This is a genomic window from Mesorhizobium onobrychidis (assembly GCF_024707545.1).
Classification (GTDB): Bacteria; Pseudomonadota; Alphaproteobacteria; order Rhizobiales; family Rhizobiaceae; genus Mesorhizobium; species Mesorhizobium onobrychidis.
On record NZ_CP062229.1, the window covers coordinates 1,127,062 to 1,145,317 of the forward strand.

At 63.5% G+C, this 18,256-nt stretch carries 16 protein-coding genes; 12 read left to right on the plus strand and 4 right to left on the minus strand.

What is annotated here, in order from left to right:
• Positions 1-36: 36 nt before the first annotated feature.
• Entirely contained in the window at positions 37-1,227 is a 1,191-nt protein-coding gene (locus IHQ72_RS05390; RefSeq protein WP_258121514.1) for an MFS transporter, read from the minus strand.
• 137 nt (positions 1,228-1,364) lie between these two features.
• Here IHQ72_RS05390 and IHQ72_RS05395 point away from each other — a divergent pair, with 137 nt between their 5' ends.
• Entirely contained in the window at positions 1,365-2,273 is a 909-nt protein-coding gene (locus tag IHQ72_RS05395; RefSeq protein ID WP_258121515.1) for a LysR family transcriptional regulator, read from the plus strand.
• Positions 2,274-2,326: 53 nt separating this feature from the next.
• On the opposite strand, the gene IHQ72_RS05400 is transcribed toward IHQ72_RS05395, so the two are convergent.
• Both IHQ72_RS05400 and IHQ72_RS05405 read right to left on the minus strand, forming a co-directional pair.
• On the minus strand, positions 2,327-3,376 hold the full coding sequence (locus tag IHQ72_RS05400) for an aldo/keto reductase (RefSeq protein ID WP_258121516.1): 1,050 nt from the start codon (positions 3,374-3,376) through the stop codon (positions 2,327-2,329).
• 105 nt (positions 3,377-3,481) lie between these two features.
• Positions 3,482-4,144 carry a YggS family pyridoxal phosphate-dependent enzyme gene (locus IHQ72_RS05405; RefSeq protein ID WP_258121517.1) on the minus strand — a complete coding sequence of 221 codons (663 nt, stop codon included), beginning with the start codon at positions 4,142-4,144 and terminating at the stop codon, positions 3,482-3,484.
• A gap of 145 nt (positions 4,145-4,289) precedes the next feature.
• On the opposite strand from IHQ72_RS05405, the gene leuS reads away from it, so the two are divergent.
• Both leuS and lptE read left to right on the plus strand, forming a co-directional pair.
• A complete protein-coding gene (leuS, locus tag IHQ72_RS05410) occupies positions 4,290-6,923 on the plus strand; it encodes a leucine--tRNA ligase (protein ID WP_258121518.1) in 2,634 nt (877 codons plus the stop codon).
• Positions 6,910-7,497 carry an LPS assembly lipoprotein LptE gene (gene lptE, locus IHQ72_RS05415; RefSeq protein ID WP_258121519.1) on the plus strand — a complete coding sequence of 196 codons (588 nt, stop codon included), beginning with the start codon at positions 6,910-6,912 and terminating at the stop codon, positions 7,495-7,497. The genes leuS and lptE overlap by 14 nt, the downstream gene beginning before the upstream one ends.
• Positions 7,498-7,622: 125 nt before the next feature.
• Here lptE and fsa read toward each other — a convergent pair whose 3' ends face one another.
• Positions 7,623-8,276 (minus strand): fructose-6-phosphate aldolase, encoded by a 654-nt coding sequence (gene fsa / locus IHQ72_RS05420; protein WP_023719712.1) that lies wholly within the window; start codon positions 8,274-8,276, stop codon positions 7,623-7,625.
• Between the two features lie 91 nt (positions 8,277-8,367).
• Here fsa and IHQ72_RS05425 point away from each other — a divergent pair, with 91 nt between their 5' ends.
• The 9 genes from IHQ72_RS05425 (at position 8,368) to lepB (ending at position 18,256) form a co-directional block, all read left to right on the plus strand.
• Positions 8,368-10,551, plus strand: a complete 2,184-nt coding sequence (locus IHQ72_RS05425; RefSeq protein ID WP_258121520.1) for a primosomal protein N' — start codon at positions 8,368-8,370, stop codon at positions 10,549-10,551.
• Between the two features lie 36 nt (positions 10,552-10,587).
• Positions 10,588-11,283 carry an aspartate/glutamate racemase family protein gene (locus IHQ72_RS05430; RefSeq protein ID WP_258121521.1) on the plus strand — a complete coding sequence of 232 codons (696 nt, stop codon included), beginning with the start codon at positions 10,588-10,590 and terminating at the stop codon, positions 11,281-11,283.
• A gap of 95 nt (positions 11,284-11,378) precedes the next feature.
• On the plus strand, positions 11,379-11,774 hold the full coding sequence (locus tag IHQ72_RS05435) for an AGROH133_08824 family phage infection protein (protein WP_258121522.1): 396 nt from the start codon (positions 11,379-11,381) through the stop codon (positions 11,772-11,774).
• A 246-nt stretch (positions 11,775-12,020) separates the two neighbouring features.
• Positions 12,021-12,581, plus strand: a complete 561-nt coding sequence (locus IHQ72_RS05440; protein ID WP_258121523.1) for a F0F1 ATP synthase subunit delta — start codon at positions 12,021-12,023, stop codon at positions 12,579-12,581.
• Entirely contained in the window at positions 12,581-14,110 is a 1,530-nt protein-coding gene (atpA, locus tag IHQ72_RS05445; protein WP_258121524.1) for a F0F1 ATP synthase subunit alpha, read from the plus strand. Before IHQ72_RS05440 ends, atpA begins: the two co-directional genes overlap by 1 nt.
• A 29-nt stretch (positions 14,111-14,139) precedes the next feature.
• A complete protein-coding gene (locus IHQ72_RS05450; protein WP_258121525.1) occupies positions 14,140-15,024 on the plus strand; it encodes a F0F1 ATP synthase subunit gamma in 885 nt (294 codons plus the stop codon).
• A 72-nt stretch (positions 15,025-15,096) separates the two neighbouring features.
• The gene (atpD, locus tag IHQ72_RS05455) at positions 15,097-16,680 is read left to right on the plus strand and encodes a F0F1 ATP synthase subunit beta (protein ID WP_258121526.1); all 1,584 of its coding nucleotides are present in this window, start codon (positions 15,097-15,099) and stop codon (positions 16,678-16,680) included.
• Between the two features lie 109 nt (positions 16,681-16,789).
• Positions 16,790-17,197: a F0F1 ATP synthase subunit epsilon gene (locus tag IHQ72_RS05460; protein WP_258121527.1), complete on the plus strand. Its 408-nt coding sequence runs from the start codon at positions 16,790-16,792 to the stop codon at positions 17,195-17,197.
• Positions 17,198-17,293: 96 nt separating this feature from the next.
• Entirely contained in the window at positions 17,294-18,256 is a 963-nt protein-coding gene (gene lepB / locus IHQ72_RS05465) for a signal peptidase I (protein ID WP_258121528.1), read from the plus strand.

Below are 18,256 nucleotides of genomic sequence, written 5' to 3' on the forward strand. Positions count from 1 at the left end.
ATCGCAATCGATTTTCGGAAAGGATCATGCGCAAAATCAAAGTGCTACAGCGTCCTTTGCGCGTCCAAGAGGACGCGCGGCACTGTAGTCGAGGCGAAGCGCCAGTGCGGCGACGCCGAGCGCCGAAAGCGGCAGCAAGGCGGCGACCCAGGTGATGGCGCCAAGGCCGGGACCATGGGCGATGACCACGCCGCCAAGCCAGGCGCCGGCGGCATTGCCGAGATTGAAGGCGGCGATGTTGAAGGACGAGGCCAGGCTCTGGCCGGCGCCTTGCGCCTTTTCCAGCACCCACATCTGCAACGGCGCCACTGTGGCGAAGGCGGCGGCGCCGAGCAGGCCGACATAGATGACTGCCATCGTCTGGCCGTGCAGGGCAAAGGTCATCGTGCCGAGCACCAGCGCCAGCACGACAAGACTGCCGAGAACCGAAGGCACCAGCCAGCGGTCGGCGAACTTGCCGCCGAGCAGATTGCCGGCGATGAGGCCGCCGCCGAAGACAAGCAGGATCGGCGACACGGCTGCTGCTTGGAAACCGGTGGTCTCGGTCAGCAAGGGGGCGATGTAGGTGAAGACGGCGAAGACGCCGGCATAGCCAAGCACGGTGGTGGCGAAGCCAAGCAGAACCGGAGCGCGGCCGAGCACGGCGAGATCGCCGCGCAAGTCGCTCTTTTCTAGCGCCGCCTGGCTGCGCGGCACCAGCAGCAGAATGATGGCGAAGGCGACGATGCCGACCAGCGTTACCGCCCAGAAGGTCGCGCGCCAGCCGAAGGCCTGGCCGAGCCAGGTGCCGAAGGGAACGCCGAGGATGTTGGCGATGGTCAGTCCGGTGAACATCAGGGCGATCGCCGAGGCCTTCTTGTTGGGCGCCACCAGCCCGGTCGCAACGACCGACCCAACGCCGAAGAAGGTGCCGTGGGCAAAGGCGGTGAGCACGCGGGCACCCATCAGCGTCCAGTAGTCGGGGGCCAGCGCACAGGCGAGGTTGCCCAGCGTGAAGATCGCCATCAGCGTCAGAAGCACGGCCTTGCGTGGCCAGCGGCCGGTGGCGATCGTCAGCAGCGGCGCGCCGATGACGACGCCCAGCGCATAGCCTGAAATCAACTGGCCGGCAGCCGAGATCGAGACGCCGAGATCGGTGCTGACGTCGAGCAGCAGGCCCATGATGACGAATTCGGTGACACCGATGCCGAAGGCACCGGCGGCGAGGGCATAAAGAGCAAGAGGCATGGCGGTTCCCACTTCAATGACGGCCAGTTTTGACGACGGGACGTCGTGTCCTCCCACGCCCCGACCCGGAGATCGTGTCGCGATGTGCTGTGAACCAGCCTTGCGTCGGGCACACTGTCTGTGAAATAGATTCACGAATGGCGAGACCCGACATCAATCGCTCCGGCGAGATCGAAGTGTTTGTCCGCGTCGTCGAGGCGGGCAGCTTTTCGGCCGCCGCTCGTGCGCTGCGGATGACGCCGTCCGCGGTGAGCAAGCTGATCGCGCGGCTGGAAGCCCGTCTTGGCGCGCGGCTGGTCAGCCGCTCGACACGCAAGCTGCAACTGACCCCGGAGGGGGCGGCTTTCTACGACAGCGGCGTGCGCATCCTGGCCGAGATGGCGGCAGCCGAGCGCGAGGCGGCGGCGGGTGCCGCCCCGCGCGGCCGGCTGCGCGTCAACAGCTACGTGCCGTTCGGGCAGCACCGGCTGATCCCGCTCTTGCCGCGCTTCCTCGATCGCTATCCGGAAATCACCATCGATCTGGTTTTGACCGATCATGTCATCGACCTGATGGAGGAGCGCGCCGATGTTGCCATCCGCGCCGGGCCGCTCGGCGAATCACGGTTGGTGGCGCGCAAACTAGGACAGAGCCGGGTGGTCGTCGTCGCCGCGCCGTCCTACCTCAGGACGCATGGCACGCCCCGAACGCCGGCCGATCTCGATCATCACAACCGGATGGGTTTCTGCTTCGTGCGCCATGTCGACGGCTGGCCATTCGTCGACGTGGCCGGCAAGGCCCTCATCGTCCCGATCACCGGAAATGCGCTGGTCAGCGATGGCGAGGCGATGCGGCTGATGGCGCTCTCCGGAGCGGGCATCGCCCGGCTGGCGCGCTGGCATGTGGAGCCGGACATCGCCGCCGGGCGACTGGCACCGCTTCTGGAGGACTTCAACCCAAGCGACGAGGAGCTCACCCACGCCGTCTATGTCGGCCAGGGCAAGCATTTGCCGGCTCGGGTGCGGGCTTTTCTCGACTTTTTGGTCGAGACGGTCCGGCTGACCTGAGCCCAAAAAAGATCGGGAGCCTGCCGGCTCCCGAACATCAATCGAAGATCGAATTACCTTTTCGGTGCAAAGGGCGCCGGACGCCGGCCAGCCGCTTGGCGCTCGATCATCCAGCCCGGATATTCGGGGGGCAGCGCGCTGATTTCGTCGAGACGAGCAAGATCGTCGCTATCGAGCGTCAACTCGGTGGCGGCAAGGTTCTGTTCGAGCTGCTCCATGCGGCTGGCGCCGACGATCACGCTCATCACGAAGGGCTTTGCCAGCACATAGCCGAGTGCCACCGTAGCGACGCTGACGCCATGCTTGGCGGCGATCTCGCGCATGACGGCAACCGCCGCCCAGGCGCGGTCTTCATTGACCGGCGGGAAATTGAAGCTGGCGCGACGGCCCTCGCCATTGCCGGGCGCGCCGGGTCCGTATTTGCCGGAGAGCAGACCGCCCGCCATCGGCGACCAAACCATCAGCCCAAGCTTCTCCTCGTTGAGCAGCGGAACGATCTCGCGCTCCAGATCACGGCCGGCGATCGAATAGTAGGACTGGACCGTCTCAAAACGGGCGAAGCCCTTGCGTTCGGCGATGCCCAATGCCTTGGCGATGCGCCAGGCCGCCCAGTTCGAAACGCCGATATAGCGGACCTTGCCGCTGACAACCAGATCGTCGAGCGCCCTGAGTGTCTCATCAATCGGCGTCACTGTGTCGGTGCCGTGAAGCTGATAGAGATCGATATGGTCGAGCTGCAGCCGCTTGAGACTGCCCTCGACCGAGTCCATGATGTGGCCGCGCGAGGAGCCGCGCTGGTTCGGGCCGTCGCCCATGGCGCCATGGACTTTGGTGGCGATGATCACATCTTGCCGCTTGACGCCGAGATTCCTCAGCGACTGGCCAAGAAGCCGTTCCGATGCGCCGAAGGAATAGACGTCCGCCGTGTCGAAGAAATTGACGCCGGCGGCGAGCGAACGCTCGACGATCCTGTCGACGCCATCCTGGTCGAGGCTGGCGATCAGGCCCCATTGGGCGTTTTCGCCGGCGGCGCCGAAGGTCATAGTGCCGAGGCAAAGTTCGGAGACGAACATCCCCGTGTTTCCAAGTTGATTATAGCGCATGGTGCGGCTCCGGAAATTTGGTGGCGAGATCTACCAAATAGGAACGGTACGTTTCGTTTCAACCCGCTGGCATAGCGGACTTGCGCTTCTGGACAAAATTTGCCGCTAACGGCTGCCGAAAATCGCCGAGCCGACCCTGACGCTGGTTGCGCCGAAGGCGATGGCCGTCTCGTAATCGCCGGACATGCCCATGGAGAGCTTTTCGACGCCGGCCTCCGTCCTGAGCTTTTCCAGCAGCGCGAAATGCGGACCGGGATTCTCGTCGGCCGGCGGAATGCACATCAGACCTTCGATGGCGAGACCATGGACGTCGCGGCAGCGGGTGACGAAGGCGACGGCCTCGCGCGGTTCGATGCCGGCCTTTTGTGGTTCCGAGCCGGTGTTGACCTGGACGTAGAGCCGTGGTGACCGGCCCTGTCTGGCGATTTCCTTGGCCAGTTCGGCGGCGATCTTGTCGCGATCGACCGTCTCGATAACGTCGAACAGCGCGACCGCTTCCTTCGTCTTGTTGGATTGCAGCGGGCCGATCAGATGCAGCTCGATGTCGGGGAAGTGCTCTTTCAGCGCCGGCCATTTGGCTTGTGCTTCCTGGACGCGGTTCTCGCCGAAGATACAGTGGCCGGCCTCGATGACCGGGCGGATATCGGCGGCGTCGAAGGTCTTCGAGACCGCGACCAGCGTCACCGCGCCGGCTTTCCGTCCCGCCTCGCCCTCGGCGGCTGCGATCTTAGCCTTAGCCGTGAAAAACTGTTCGACGGCGCTCGCCATGCCTATATCCTGACTCTGGTTTTTGTCCTGGCCGGGGCGTCGCAGTTGACGGGTCCGGCAATCCATGGTGAACACCGCGACGACATTTCCTGAGCCGCCGGGCATGTCCGGCTGTTCGCGCATGCTTTTAAGTGAAAAACACCCGATGGCAACCGAACGATACAATCCGCGCGCGTCAGAGCCCAAATGGCAGAAGGCCTGGGACGCCAAGAAGCTGTTCGAGGCTGATAACGACGACCCGCGTCCAAAATACTATGTGCTCGAGATGTTCCCTTATCCGTCGGGGCGCATCCATATCGGCCATACCCGCAACTACACGATGGGCGACGTGGTGGCGCGCTACAAGCGAGCCAAGGGTTTCAACGTGCTGCACCCGATGGGCTGGGATGCCTTCGGCATGCCGGCCGAGAACGCGGCGATGCAGAACAAGGTCCATCCCAAGGACTGGACCTATCAGAACATCGCCGCCATGCGCGAGCAGCTCAAGGTCATGGGCCTGTCGCTCGACTGGGCACGCGAATTCGCCACCTGCGATGTCGACTACTACCACCGCCAGCAGATGCTGTTCCTCGATTTCGTCGAGAAGGGGCTGGTGACGCGCAAATCCTCCAAGGTCAACTGGGATCCGGAGGACATGACGGTGCTTGCCAACGAGCAGGTCATCGACGGACGCGGCTGGCGCTCGGGCGCGCTGGTCGAACAGCGCGAGCTGACGCAGTGGTTCTTCAAGATCACCGACTATGCGCAGGATCTGCTGGACTCGCTCGAAGGCCTCGACGAATGGCCGGAAAAAGTGAAGCTGATGCAGGCGAACTGGATCGGCCGTTCGGAAGGCCTGCTGATCCGCTGGCCGCTGGCCACTACTGGCAAGGTGATCGACGGCGAAGATGAGCTGGAAGTCTACACGACGCGGCCCGACACCATCTTCGGCGCCTCCTTCATGGCGGTCGCCGCCGACCACCCGCTGGCTAAAAAGGCCGCCGAGGACAATCCAGCGCTGGCAAAGTTCATCGATGAAGTCCATCACATGGGCACTTCGGTGGCCGCACTGGAGACGGCCGAGAAGAAGGGCTTCGATACCGGCATCCGTGTCGTCCATCCGTTCGACGAGGCGTGGACGCTGCCTGTCTACGTCGCCAATTTCGTGCTGATGGAGTACGGCACCGGCGCCATCTTCGGCTGCCCGTCCGGTGACCAGCGCGACCTCGACTTCGCTAACAGATACGGCCTGCCGGTCATTCCGGTGGTGATGCCGGAAGGCGAGAACCAAGGAAACTTCCAGATCATCGACGAGGCCTATGTCGGCGACGGCGTGATGATCAATTCGCGCTTCCTCGACGGCATGAAGCCTGATCAGGCGTTCGACGAGGTGGCGAAGCTGCTGGAACAAAAGACCATCGGTAATCGGCCGATGGCCGAGCGCAAGGTCAACTTCCGCCTGCGCGACTGGGGCATTTCGCGCCAGCGCTACTGGGGCTGTCCGATCCCAATGATCCACTGCGAAGATTGCGGCGTGGTGCCGGTGCCGAAGGCGGACCTGCCGGTCAAGCTGCCGGACGATATCGAGTTCGACCGGCCGGGCAATCCGCTCGATCGCCATCCGACATGGCGGCATGTCAAATGTCCGCAATGCGGCAAAGATGCACGCCGCGAAACCGACACGATGGACACGTTCGTCGATTCGTCCTGGTATTTCGCGCGCTTTACCGCGCCCTGGGCGAACGACCCGACCAATCCCAAGGCAGCTACCGAATGGCTGCCGGTCGACCAGTATATAGGCGGCATCGAGCACGCCATTCTGCACCTGCTCTATTCGCGCTTCTTCACCCGCGCCATGCGCGAGACCGGCCATGTCGATCTCGCCGAGCCGTTCAGGGGTCTGTTCACGCAAGGCATGGTGGTGCACGAGACCTATCGGATCGGCAGTGGCTCGAACAGCCGCTGGCTTGCGCCCAGCGAGGTGCGGCTGGAGGATGTCGACGGCAAGCGCCGCGCCATCGAAATCGCGACCGGCGAAGAGGCGGTGATCGGCCCGCTCGAAAAAATGTCGAAATCGAAGAAGAACACGGTGAGCCCGGAAGAGATCACCGACGGCTACGGCGCCGACACCGCGCGCTGGTTCATGCTGTCGGACTCGCCGCCCGAGCGTGACGTCGAATGGACCGACGAGGGCGCTGCCGGCGCGCACCGCTTCGTCCAGCGCATCTGGCGCCTGGTGTCGACGGCTGCCGAATCGCTCGCCGGAATCCAGCCGGCAGCGGCGAAGGAGGGCGAGGCAGGGACTGTTTCCAAGGCCGCGCACAAGGCGTTGAAATCGGTCGGCGAGGATATCGAAAAGCTCGCCTTCAACCGCGCCATCGCCCGCATCTACGAGCTCGCCAACGCGCTCACCACGCCGCTCAACGAGGCGGCCGAAGGCAAGGCCGATCCGGCGCTCAAGGCTGCCTGCCGGCAAGCCGTCGACATCCTCGTGCATCTGATTGCGCCGGTCATGCCGCATCTGGCCGAGGAATGCTGGCAGACGCTCGGCGGTACCGATCTGGTCGCCGAACGGCCCTGGCCTGTCTATGATCCGTCGCTTGTCGTCGACAGCGAGATCGTGCTGCCGGTCCAGGTCAACGGCAAGAAGCGCGGCGATTTGACAATTGCCCGCGACGCGGACCAAGGTGCCGTCGAAAAAGCGGTTCTGGCTCTCGACTTCGTGCAGAAAGCGCTCGAAGGTAAGGCACCGCGCAAGGTGATCATCGTCCCGCAGAGGATCGTCAATGTCGTTGCCTGATCCGAGGAAGACAGAAGTGACGCATTTGCTGTGCCGTACCGCCCTGTATGGCCTGATCGCTTCGGTTGCGCTGGTTTCGGCCTGCACGGTGCGCCCGCTCTATTCGAGCGCGCCGCTGTCGGCCGGTTCACAAGTTGGGGCTGCCGCCGAACTCGGGTCCATTTCGGTCAAGCCGGTCAACACCCGCTACGCCCAGCAGGTCCGCAACAATCTGATCTTCGCGCTCGGCCAGGGTGCGGGCGAGCCGGCTTCGCCCGCCTATTCGCTCGATCTCGGCGTTACCGAGCTTGTTGAATCCGCTGCAACCGTGCAGGTCTCGACCGATGACGACGAGCCAACTGCGGGCACGGTGACACTGACCGCGAACTATGTGCTGACCGACGCCAAGACCGGCACGACCATCGCCACCGGCAGGCGCTCGATAGCGTCGTCCTTCGACAGGCCCCGTCAGGAATTTGCCTCCTACCGGGCGCAAATCGACGCCGAGAACCGCGCGGCGCGTGAACTGGCGGATCTGCTGCGCCTGTCGATCGCCCAGAATCTTGTCAAGCACGGCAAGACGGTGGCGGGTTAAAACTTTTCGGCCTTGATCGAGACGTTCCGGCTACCGCCGAGGTCTAGTTGCTCGCAAAAAAAAGGCCGATTTCTCGGCCTTTTTACGGGAACGCGGCGTCTTAATTTCAGCCGACCTTCTGGATTTCAGCCGATCTTCTGGCCGGTCTTGGCCCAGTCGGCGAGGAACTGCTCCAGGCCCTTGTCGGTCAGCGGGTGCTTGACCAGCGCCTTCAGCGTCGCCGGCGGGGCGGTGATGACGTCGGCGCCGATCAGTGCGGCCTGCTTGACGTGGTTCACCGTGCGCACCGAGGCGGTCAGGATCTCGGTCTGGAAATCATAATTGTCGTAGATGGTGCGGATATCGGCAATCAGCTCCATGCCGTCCCAGCCGCTGTCGTCGATGCGGCCGACGAAGGGCGAGATGAAGGAGGCGCCGGCCTTGGCGGCGAGCAGCGCCTGGGTCGCCGAGAAGCACAGCGTGACATTCACCATGCGGCCGTCCGACCGGATGTCCTTGCAGGCCCTCAGGCCGTCCAGCGTCAGCGGCACCTTGATGCAGACATTGTCGGCGATCCTGGCCAGGATCTTGGCCTCCGCCATCATGTCCTTGTATTCGGTGGCGACGACTTCGGCCGAGACCGGACCCTTGACGATCTCGCAGATCTCTCTGGTGACGTCGGCGATCTTGCCGCCGGATTTGAGGATCAGCGAGGGATTGGTGGTGACGCCGTCGAGCAGCCCCAAATCGTTCAGCTCACGGATTTCCTTGACATCGGCGGTGTCGACAAAAAATTTCATGACGGTCTCCTGAAGATTTTTTCATGTGCATGTCACACACATTTTGGGTCGGACTTTGATCTAGACGAAAGTCGGGGCAAGGTCACGCCTCATGATCGAAGATTCGCCCTTTGTCGCAGCCGCGCCAGTGCTGGTGCCGATGCCCGCCGAGCGGCCCTACACCTATGCCGTGCCCGCCGGCATGCGCGTGGTGCCGGGCTCGATCGTGCGCGTGCCGCTCGGTCCGCGCCAGGTTGCCGGCATCGTCTGGGACGGCGTTGTCGAAAAGGTCGATGCCAAGAAACTGCGCCCGATCGAGCAGGTCTTCGACTGCCCGCCAATCGACCGCGCTATGCGCCGCTTCGTCGACTGGATCGCGCAATACACGCTGTCGCCGCCCGGCATGGTGGCGCGCATGCTGCTGCGGGCGCCGGAGGCCTTCGACCCGGAACCGTGGATCGAAGGGCTGCAACGCACCTTCGCCAACCCCGACCGGATGACGGGCGCGAGGATGCGCGTGCTGGAAACAGCCGAAGGCGGGCTCGCCTGGACGCGGTCCGGGCTGGCGCATGCGGCCGGCGTCTCGTCGACCGTCATCGATGGGTTGAAGGCGCAAGGCGTGTTCGAGACCGTCATGATCCCGCCGCGACCGGTGGTCGCAGCACCCGATCCGAATTACGCCCAGCCTTCGCTGATGCCGGACCAGAGCGATGCGGCCGGGATGCTGCGCACCAATGTCGCGGCCGGCGTATTCGGCGTCACGCTGCTCGACGGGGTGACTGGATCAGGCAAGACGGAGGTCTATTTCGAGGCGGTGGCGGCGGCGCTCGACCGCGGCAGGCAGGTGCTGATCCTGCTGCCGGAGATCGCGCTGACCCACGCCTTCCTCGAGCGCTTCCAGGAACGGTTCGGCGCCAAGCCGGCGGAATGGCATTCGGATCTGCCGCCAAGGATGCGCGAGCGTGTCTGGCGGCAGCTAGCGGAAGGTGGCGTGCGCGTCGTTGCCGGCGCGCGTTCGGCGCTGTTCCTGCCGTTCAGGGAACTCGGGCTGATCGTCGTCGACGAGGAGCATGACCCCGCCTACAAACAGGAAGACCGCGTCTTCTACAATGCCCGCGACATGGCGGTGGTGCGTGGCCATATCGGCGGCTTTCCGGTGGTGCTCGCCTCGGCGACGCCGTCGGTCGAAAGCCGGGTCAATGCGAGCCAAGGCCGCTACAGCAGGGCGGTGCTTTCGGCGCGCTTTGCCGAGGCGGCGCTTCCCGACCTGAAGACGATCGACATGCGCCGCGCCCCGCCGGCGCGCGGCGGCTTTCTGTCGCCGGTGCTGCTTGGCCATATGCGGCAGACGCTGGAGAAACGCGAACAATGCTTGCTGTTCCTCAACCGACGCGGCTATGCGCCGCTGACGCTGTGCCGGGTCTGCGGCCATCGCTTCGGCTGCCCCGTCTGCTCGGCCTGGCTGGTCGAACATCGCTTTCGCGGCCAGCTCGTCTGCCACCATTGCGGACACAATGAGCGACGGCCCGAGGCCTGCCCGGAATGCGGCACGCTCGACCATCTGGTCGCCTGCGGGCCGGGCGTCGAGCGCATCGCCGAAGAGGTCGTCGCGCATTTCCCAGACGCCCGAACCATCGTGCTGTCGTCCGACCTGATGGGCGGCGTGCGGCGGCTGAGGCTGGAGCTTGAAGCCATCGCCAATGGCGAGGCCGACATCGTCATCGGCACGCAGCTCGTCGCCAAGGGCCACAATTTCCCAAACATGACCCTGGTTGGCGTGGTCGACGCCGATCTTGGCCTGGCCAATGGTGATCCGCGCGCTGCCGAGCGCACCTTCCAGCTGCTCAGCCAGGTGACCGGCCGTGCCGGCCGCACCGGCAAGAAGAGCCTTGGCCTGCTGCAGACCTTCCAGCCCGACCACCCGGTAATGCGGGCGATCGTCTCCAGCGACGCCGAGGCTTTTTACGAGCGCGAGATAGCCGAGCGCGAGCGGGCGGCGCTGCCGCCCTTCGGCCGGCTCGCTGGTGTTATCGTCAGTGCGGCGACGCGGGCGGAAGCGGAGGGGCATGCGCGGGGTTTGCGGCGCGCCGCACCTCCGGCCTCCGACCTGTTCGTGCTCGGCCCAGCCGAAGCGCCGCTGTCGCTGATCGGTGGCCGCCATCGCTTTCGCCTGCTGATCCAGGGCGAGCGGCGCGCCGACATGCAGGGGTTCATTCGCACCATGCTGGCCGAGGGACCGAAAATACGGGGCTCGGTGCGCGTGCAGGTCGATATCGACCCGCAGAGCTTTTTGTGAGGCCGACCGTGCAATTTGGACCGGAGCTGTGAAGAGATGAAAACCCTTGGCCTCATCGGCGGCATGAGTTGGGAATCAACGGCGATCTACTACCGCCTGCTCAACGAGATCGTGCGCGAGCGGCTGGGTGGACTGCATTCGGCGAAACTGCTGCTGTGGTCGTTCGACTTTGCCGAGATCGCCGAACGGCAGCACGTCGGCGACTGGCAGGGGGCGGCCGTTCTGCTGGTCGAGGCGGCGCGTAAGCTGGAAGCAGCCGGTGCGGAGGGGCTGCTGATCTGCACCAACACCATGCACAAGCTAGCCGATCAGGTGGAGGTAGCGGTGTCGATACCGCTTATCCACATTGCCGATTCAACGGCCGTTGTAGTCCAGCGCGCTGGCGTCAAGCGCCCGGCGCTGCTGGCGACGCGCTTCACCATGGAACAGGATTTCTACAAAGGCCGGCTCACCGACAAATACGGACTTCAACCGGTGGTGCCGGAGCAAGCCGGGCAGGACATGGTTCATCGCGTGATCTACGACGAACTCTGTCAAGGCATCGTCAGCACCGAATCAAAGGCGGCCTACATTGATGAAATCGCTCGCCTGCGGCGCGACGAAAACATCGATGGCATCATCATGGGCTGTACCGAGATCACCATGCTGATCGGCCAGCCGGACTTCGACATTCCGGTCTTCGACACGACGCGCATCCATGCCGAGTCGGCGGTCGAATTCGCGCTGGGCTGATGCGCTTTGCGCAATTCACCGACGCCATCTGGCGCATGTCTCTCCCTTCGCTAGAATGCCCGAAATTTCGAAACAGCCATTTGCGAGGGGACAGTATGGAATTTGCGTTTCCATGGCCGATGAGCCAGGGCGAGTGGCTGGCATGGTCGAGCGCCGTCGTGACCTTGCTGTTCGGCCTGCTGCTGTTCCTGGCGCCGGTGCTGGCTTTCCGAATCCTGCGGCTGCAGGTCAAGCCGGAGAAGGCGGCGGCGATCGCCGAAGGGCGCGGCAGGATGTCGGGCTTTTATCTCGGCGTCAGCCTGTGCTGCATTCTGCTTGCGCAACCGCTGCTCTACATGGCGCTTGGCTTTTCCTGGCTGTTCACCGCCTTCGGCCGCCTGCTGTCGATGATGTCGGATGGCGCCAACACGCCCTTCAATTGGGTTTCCATCGTGGTGGAACTGGTGCTGGCGGCGCTGCCGCTTGCCTTTGCCTTCGGCTTTGTGCCTTGAATCAAAGGCTAATTCGGGACCGGCGGTCGAACCGCACCGCCGGATGCGACAATAGTGCCTGAAAACCATGCGGGACGACGCATTGCGGTCTTAAAATGCCTGTGCTAGACGGCAATCGACTTTCGGCCGGGGATAGCGGAAGCCGCGCCTCCGTGCTTGGAAAAATGCAGTAAGGTCAAAGATTTAGCTAGAGTTTTCGCTCGCGCCAACAATCTGCGGCCTGTCAGACAAGAGAAAAGACGGTCCGTGGCCCAATCGTCATCGCCAATCTCAGGTGTCGCAGAACGCTATGCGGGTTCGCTGTTCGAGCTCGCGCTCCAGGCGAATTCGGTCGCCCAGGTCGAGGCCGACCTCAACGGTTTCGCCGCGATGCTCGAAGGCAGCGCGGATCTTACCCGTCTGATCAATAGCCCGGTGTTCTCTAGCGAAGACCAGGCCAAGGCCATCGCGGTGATCGCCGACAAGGCAGGGATCACCGGCCTCACCGGCAATTTCCTGCGCGTCGTCGCCCAGAACCGCCGTCTGTTCGCCATCCCCGGCATGATCAAGGCATTCCGCCAGATCGCCGCCGAGCATCGTGGCGAGACCGCCGCTGAAGTTACCTCGGCGCATGCGCTGACCGACGCCCAGCAAACCGAGCTGAAGGCGGCGCTGAAAAGCGTTGCCGGCAAGGATGTCGCGATCACCGTGACCGTCGATCCGTCGCTGCTCGGCGGGCTGGTGGTCAAGATTGGCTCGCGCCAGATCGATACGTCGCTCAAAACCAAACTCAATTCGCTCAAGCTTGCACTGAAAGAGGTCGGCTGATGGACATCCGCGCCGCGGAAATTTCCGCAATTCTGAAAGACCAGATCAAGAATTTCGGCAAGGAGGCCGAGGTCTCCGAAGTCGGCCAGGTTCTGTCCGTCGGCGACGGCATCGCCCGCGTCTATGGCCTCGACAATGTCCAGGCCGGCGAGATGGTCGAGTTCCCCGGCGGCATCCGCGGCATGGCGCTCAACCTCGAAGCCGACAATGTCGGCGTCGTCATCTTCGGCGCCGACCGCGACATCAAGGAAGGCGATATCGTCAAGCGCACCGGCGCCATCGTCGACACGCCTGTCGGCATGGGCCTGCTCGGCCGCGTCGTCGATGCGCTCGGCAACCCGATCGACGGCAAGGGCCCGATCCAGGCGACCGAGCGCAAGCGCGTCGACGTCAAGGCGCCCGGCATCATTCCGCGCAAATCGGTGAACGAGCCGATGTCGACCGGCCTCAAGGCTATCGATGCGCTGATCCCGGTCGGTCGCGGCCAGCGCGAGCTGGTCATCGGCGACCGCCAGACCGGCAAGACCGCGATCATCCTCGATACGATGCTCAACCAGAAATCGGTGCACGACCATGGGCCGGAGAAGGAAAAGCTCTACTGCGTCTACGTCGCCGTCGGCCAGAAGCGCTCGACCGTCGCGCAGTTCGTGAAAGTTCTCGAAGAGCGCGGCGCGCTCGACTATTCGATCATCATCGCCGCCACCGCGTCCGACCCGGCGCCGATGCAGTACCTGGCGCCGTTCACCGCGTGCACCATGGGCGAATATTTCCGCGACAACGGCATGCACGCGCTGATCTCCTATGACGATCTGTCGAAGCAGGCGGTCGCCTATCGCCAGATGTCGCTGTTGCTGCGCCGCCCGCCTGGCCGCGAAGCCTATCCGGGCGACGTGTTCTACCTGCACTCGCGCCTTCTGGAGCGGGCCGCCAAGCTCAATGACGACAATGGCGGCGGTTCGCTGACTGCACTGCCGATCATCGAGACGCAGGCCAACGACGTTTCGGCCTATATCCCGACCAACGTGATCTCGATCACCGACGGCCAGATCTTCCTGGAAACCAACCTGTTCTTCCAGGGCGTTCGCCCGGCGGTCAATGTCGGTCTGTCGGTGTCGCGCGTTGGCTCCTCGGCGCAGATCAAGGCGATGAAGCAGGTCGCCGGCTCGATCAAGGGCGAACTGGCGCAGTACCGCGAAATGGCGGCCTTCGCGCAGTTCGGCTCCGATCTCGATGCCGCCACGCAGCGCCTGCTCAACCGCGGTGCGCGCCTGACCGAACTCCTGAAGCAGCCGCAATTCTCGCCGCTCAAGGTCGAGGAGCAGGTCGCGGTGATCTTCGCCGGCGTCAACGGCTATCTCGACAAGCTGGCGATCGACCAGGTCGGCAAGTTCGAGCATGGCTTGCTCAGCCACATGCGCTCGGCCGGCAAGGACGTGCTCGACGGTATCCGCAAGGAGAAGGCGCTGTCGGACGATCTGCGCGCCAAGCTGAAGGCGGAGATCGACACCTTCGCCAAGACCTTCGCTTGAACGAAGCCGGACGGGATCGGGTTTGAAGCATGGCTTCGTTAAAAGACCTTCGTAACCGTATCGCCTCGGTCAAGGCGACGCAGAAGATCACCAAGGCGATGCAGATGGTCGCCGCGGCGAAGCTGCGCCGCGCGCAGGAGGCGGCGGAAGCCGCGCGCCCCTATTCGGAGCGCATGGGTGCGGTGCTGGCCAACATCACCCAGGCGATCGGCGGCGGCGGCGATGCCCCCGCGCTGATGACCGGCACCGGCAAGGACGACGTGCACCTGCTCGTCGTCTGCACCGCCGAGCGCGGCCTGTGCGGTGGCTTCAATTCGCAGATCGCCCGTCTTGCCCGAGACCATATCCGCAAGCTCCTGGCCGACGGCAAGCAGGTCAAGATCATCTGCGTCGGCAAGAAGGGCTTCGACATATTGCGTCGCGACTACGCGTCGCTGATCATCGACCGCGTCGATCTGCGCGAGGTCAAGACGCTGGACTTCGTCAATGCCGACGCGATCGCCAAGAAGGTGATCCAGCTCTTCAACGAGGGCGGCTTCGACATCTGCACGCTGTTCTATTCGCAGTTCAAGTCGGTGATCAGCCAGATCCCGACGGCGCAGCAGATCATTCCGGCCGGCGTGCCATCGGCCGCCGCCGAGACGACGAATGGCGGCAACGCCGTCTATGAGTATGAGCCGGAGCCGGGCGAAATTCTCTCCGACCTCATTCCTCGCAACATCTCCGTGCAGGTTTTCCGGGCGCTGCTCGAAAACGCGGCCGGTGAGATGGGCGCCAAGATGAGCGCCATGGACAATGCGACGCGCAATGCCGGCGACATGATCAACAAACTGTCGATCACCTATAACCGCCAGCGGCAGGCGCAGATCACCAAGGAATTGATCGAAATCATTTCGGGCGCCGAGGCGCTCTAGGCGCGCTCGCATGAAGGTCACCGGCCTTCAGGCGGATCGCGTGAGAAACAAAGGACGAGAAGGGTAAAGACGATGGCGAAAGCAGCGACCCCCAAGACGGCGGCCCCGAAGACCGCCGCGAAGGCGGCAGCACCGGCAAAGGCTCCGGCAGCAGCAGCGAAGGCCGCACCGGCCACGAAGGCGGCCGCGCCCGCCAAGGCCGCCGCATCCAAGGCGCCGACCGTTTCCATCAAGAAAACCGGCCTTGCCGGCAAGGTACGCCAGGTCATCGGCGCAGTCGTCGACGTGCAGTTCGGCGAACATCTGCCGGCGATCCTGAACGCGCTGGAGACGGTCAATGTCGGCAACCGTCTGGTGCTTGAGGTCGCCCAGCATCTCGGCGAGAACACCGTGCGCTGTATCGCCATGGACTCGACCGAAGGTCTAGTCCGCGGCCAGGATGTCTATGACACCGGCGCGCCGATCACCGTGCCGGTCGGCCCGGGCATGCTCGGCCGCATCATCAACGTCATCGGCGAGCCGGTCGACGAGGAAGGTCCGGTCGATGGCATCGAGATGCGCCCGATCCACCAACCGGCGCCGTCCTATGTCGAGCAGTCGACGGAAGCGCAGATCCTGGTTACCGGCATCAAGGTTCTTGATTTGCTCGCCCCATACGCCCGCGGCGGCAAGATCGGCCTGTTCGGCGGCGCCGGCGTCGGCAAGACGGTGCTGATCCAGGAACTGATCAACAACGTCGCCAAGGCGCATGGCGGCTTCTCGGTGTTTGCCGGCGTCGGCGAACGCACGCGCGAGGGCAACGATCTCTATCACGAGTTCATCGAGTCCGGCGTCAACAAGAAGGGCGGCGGCGAAGGCTCCAAGGCAGCACTTGTCTTTGGCCAGATGAACGAGCCGCCGGGCGCGCGCGCCCGCGTCGGTCTGACCGGGCTGACGGTTGCCGAATATTTCCGCGACCAGGGCCAGGACGTTCTGTTCTTTGTCGACAACATTTTCCGCTTCACGCAGGCGGGTTCGGAAGTGTCGGCGCTGCTCGGCCGTATTCCTTCGGCCGTGGGCTACCAGCCGACGCTGGCCACCGACATGGGCGCGCTGCAGGAGCGCATCACCACGACGACCAAGGGTTCGATCACCTCGGTGCAGGCGATCTATGTGCCGGCCGACGATCTGACCGACCCGGCGCCGGCGACCTCGTTCGCCCACCTGGACGCGACGACCGTGCTCAACCGTGCGATCTCGGAGAAGGGCATCTACCCGGCTGTCGATCCGCTGGATTCGACCTCGCGCATGCTCGACCCCATCGTGGTCGGCGAGGAGCACTACCAGGTCGCGCGCCAGGTGCAGTCGATCCTCCAGCGCTACAAGTCGCTGCAGGACATCATCGCCATCCTGGGCATGGACGAGTTGTCGGAAGAGGACAAGCAGACGGTGGCCCGCGCCCGCAAGATCGAGCGCTTCCTGTCGCAGCCGTTCTTCGTCGCCGAAGTGTTCACGGGTTCGCCGGGCAAGCTGGTCGACCTCGCCGACACCATCAAGGGCTTCAAGGGCCTCTGCAACGGCGACTACGACCATCTGCCGGAAGCCGCCTTCTACATGGTCGGCGGCATCGAAGAAGCGGTCGAGAAGGCTCAGCGCCTGGCGGCCGAAGCAGCATAATCAAGCGAATAGGGAGTAGTGAGTAGTGAGTAGAGAATAGTAAGTACGGGTTTGGGCGTTTTGCCCTTCACTACTTACTATTCACTATTGACCACTCACTAAATAGATCATGCCTGAAGCTTTCCAATTCGAACTGGTCTCGCCGGAGCGATTGCTGGTCTCCGAGCAGGTCGAAGCCGTCGTCATTCCTGGCGCCGAAGGTGAGATGACCGTGATGGCACATCACGCGCCGGTCATGACCACGATCAAGCCGGGAGTCGTCACGGTGAAGACCGCGGCAGGCAAGGAAGAACGCTACGTGGTGTTCGGCGGCTTCGCCGACATCGTTCCGGCCGGCTGCACGTTGCTGGCAGAATCGGCGGTAGCCGTCGGCGACATCGACCGCGCCGACCTGGCCCGCCGTATCCAGGAAGCCAGGGAAGACGTCGCCGACGCGAAGGACGACCAGACGCGCAGCAAGGCCGAGCAGTTCCTTAGCCAGCTCACCACACTCGAAGGCGCCATCCTGCCTGCTTGAAGCGAAGATCAGTCCGGCAATTGCAAAAGCGAGGCTTGCCTCGCTTTTTTATTTGATGGACAGTCCTGCCTTGTCTGCCTTGGGGGGCGGTAGCCGGTGACTGAAGAAACAAAGTCGAGATCCAGATGGTCGGCGGCCCTGGTGTCGGCCTTTGGCGGTCCGTTCGGCGGATTTCTTTGGATCGGAAGCGGCAAGCTGGCGGTCATCAGTCTGGTCGCGATCAGTACCGCAACCATGGCCCTTTGCTACGTCGGGTTCCCGGTTTTGCCTGGCATCGATCTTTCCGGATTGGCCAATCTTTCTAGTATCGGCATAGCGACCTTGTCGGTGGTGCTCGTTGTTCCCTTTGCGCATCGATTCAAGCCGGACAAATGGTACGCACATGGATTTTCGGTTCTGGTGCTGGCCTTTCTGGCCTCGTCTCTGGCTGCGTTTGCGATCCGGTCGTTCCTGTTTCAGCCATTCTCAATACCAGCCAGCAGCATGGTGCCAACGCTTGAGGTCGGCGACTATCTGTTTGCGTCCAAATTTGCTTACGGCTACAGCCGCTACAGCGTCCCCTTTGGCTTGCTGCCGATCGAAGGGCGGAGGTTCGACACGGCGCCGGCGCTGGGCGATATCGCAGTTTTCAGGCGGCCGTCTGATCCCGGTACCGACTACATCAAGCGTATTGTCGGCCTTCCTGGCGACAAGATCCAGATGATCGACGGCGTCCTTCACATCAACGATCAGGCGGTGAAGCTTGAAGAGACCGGCTCTTATTCCTCCGAGGAGATCCGGTCGGCCAAAATGCAGCGCGAAACACTGCAGAACGGCGTCTCCTACTCGGTCCTCGACGTGATCGACGGATCGATGGGCGACAACACGCAGCCTGTTGTCGTTCCGGCCGGCCGCTACTTCATGCTTGGCGACAATCGCGACAGTTCCGCCGATAGCCGTTTTGATTTGGGCACTATTCCGTATGAGAATTTGGTCGGCAAGGGCGTTCGCCTGTTCTGGAACTCCAGAGGTATCGACTACTCGTCACGGCATACGTTGGACGGTCTGACAGGCAAATAG

Bases quoted from the DNA above. Each gene is read 5' to 3' on its own strand.
- IHQ72_RS05460 (WP_258121527.1), top strand. From the start codon at position 16,790: ATGCCTGAAGCTTTCCAATTCGAACTGGTCTCGCCGGAGCGATTGCTG.
- leuS (WP_258121518.1), top strand. From the start codon at position 4,290: ATGGCAACCGAACGATACAATCCGCGCGCGTCAGAGCCCAAATGGCAG.
- IHQ72_RS05425 (WP_258121520.1), top strand. From the start codon at position 8,368: ATGATCGAAGATTCGCCCTTTGTCGCAGCCGCGCCAGTGCTGGTGCCG.
- IHQ72_RS05435 (WP_258121522.1), top strand. From the start codon at position 11,379: ATGGAATTTGCGTTTCCATGGCCGATGAGCCAGGGCGAGTGGCTGGCA.
- lptE (WP_258121519.1), top strand. From the start codon at position 6,910: ATGTCGTTGCCTGATCCGAGGAAGACAGAAGTGACGCATTTGCTGTGC.
- IHQ72_RS05405 (WP_258121517.1), bottom strand. From the start codon at position 4,144: ATGGCGAGCGCCGTCGAACAGTTTTTCACGGCTAAGGCTAAGATCGCA.
- IHQ72_RS05390 (WP_258121514.1), bottom strand. From the start codon at position 1,227: ATGCCTCTTGCTCTTTATGCCCTCGCCGCCGGTGCCTTCGGCATCGGT.
- atpA (WP_258121524.1), top strand. From the start codon at position 12,581: ATGGACATCCGCGCCGCGGAAATTTCCGCAATTCTGAAAGACCAGATC.
- IHQ72_RS05400 (WP_258121516.1), bottom strand. From the start codon at position 3,376: ATGCGCTATAATCAACTTGGAAACACGGGGATGTTCGTCTCCGAACTT.
- IHQ72_RS05450 (WP_258121525.1), top strand. From the start codon at position 14,140: ATGGCTTCGTTAAAAGACCTTCGTAACCGTATCGCCTCGGTCAAGGCG.
- IHQ72_RS05395 (WP_258121515.1), top strand. From the start codon at position 1,365: ATGGCGAGACCCGACATCAATCGCTCCGGCGAGATCGAAGTGTTTGTC.
- atpD (WP_258121526.1), top strand. From the start codon at position 15,097: ATGGCGAAAGCAGCGACCCCCAAGACGGCGGCCCCGAAGACCGCCGCG.
- fsa (WP_023719712.1), bottom strand. From the start codon at position 8,276: ATGAAATTTTTTGTCGACACCGCCGATGTCAAGGAAATCCGTGAGCTG.
- IHQ72_RS05430 (WP_258121521.1), top strand. From the start codon at position 10,588: ATGAAAACCCTTGGCCTCATCGGCGGCATGAGTTGGGAATCAACGGCG.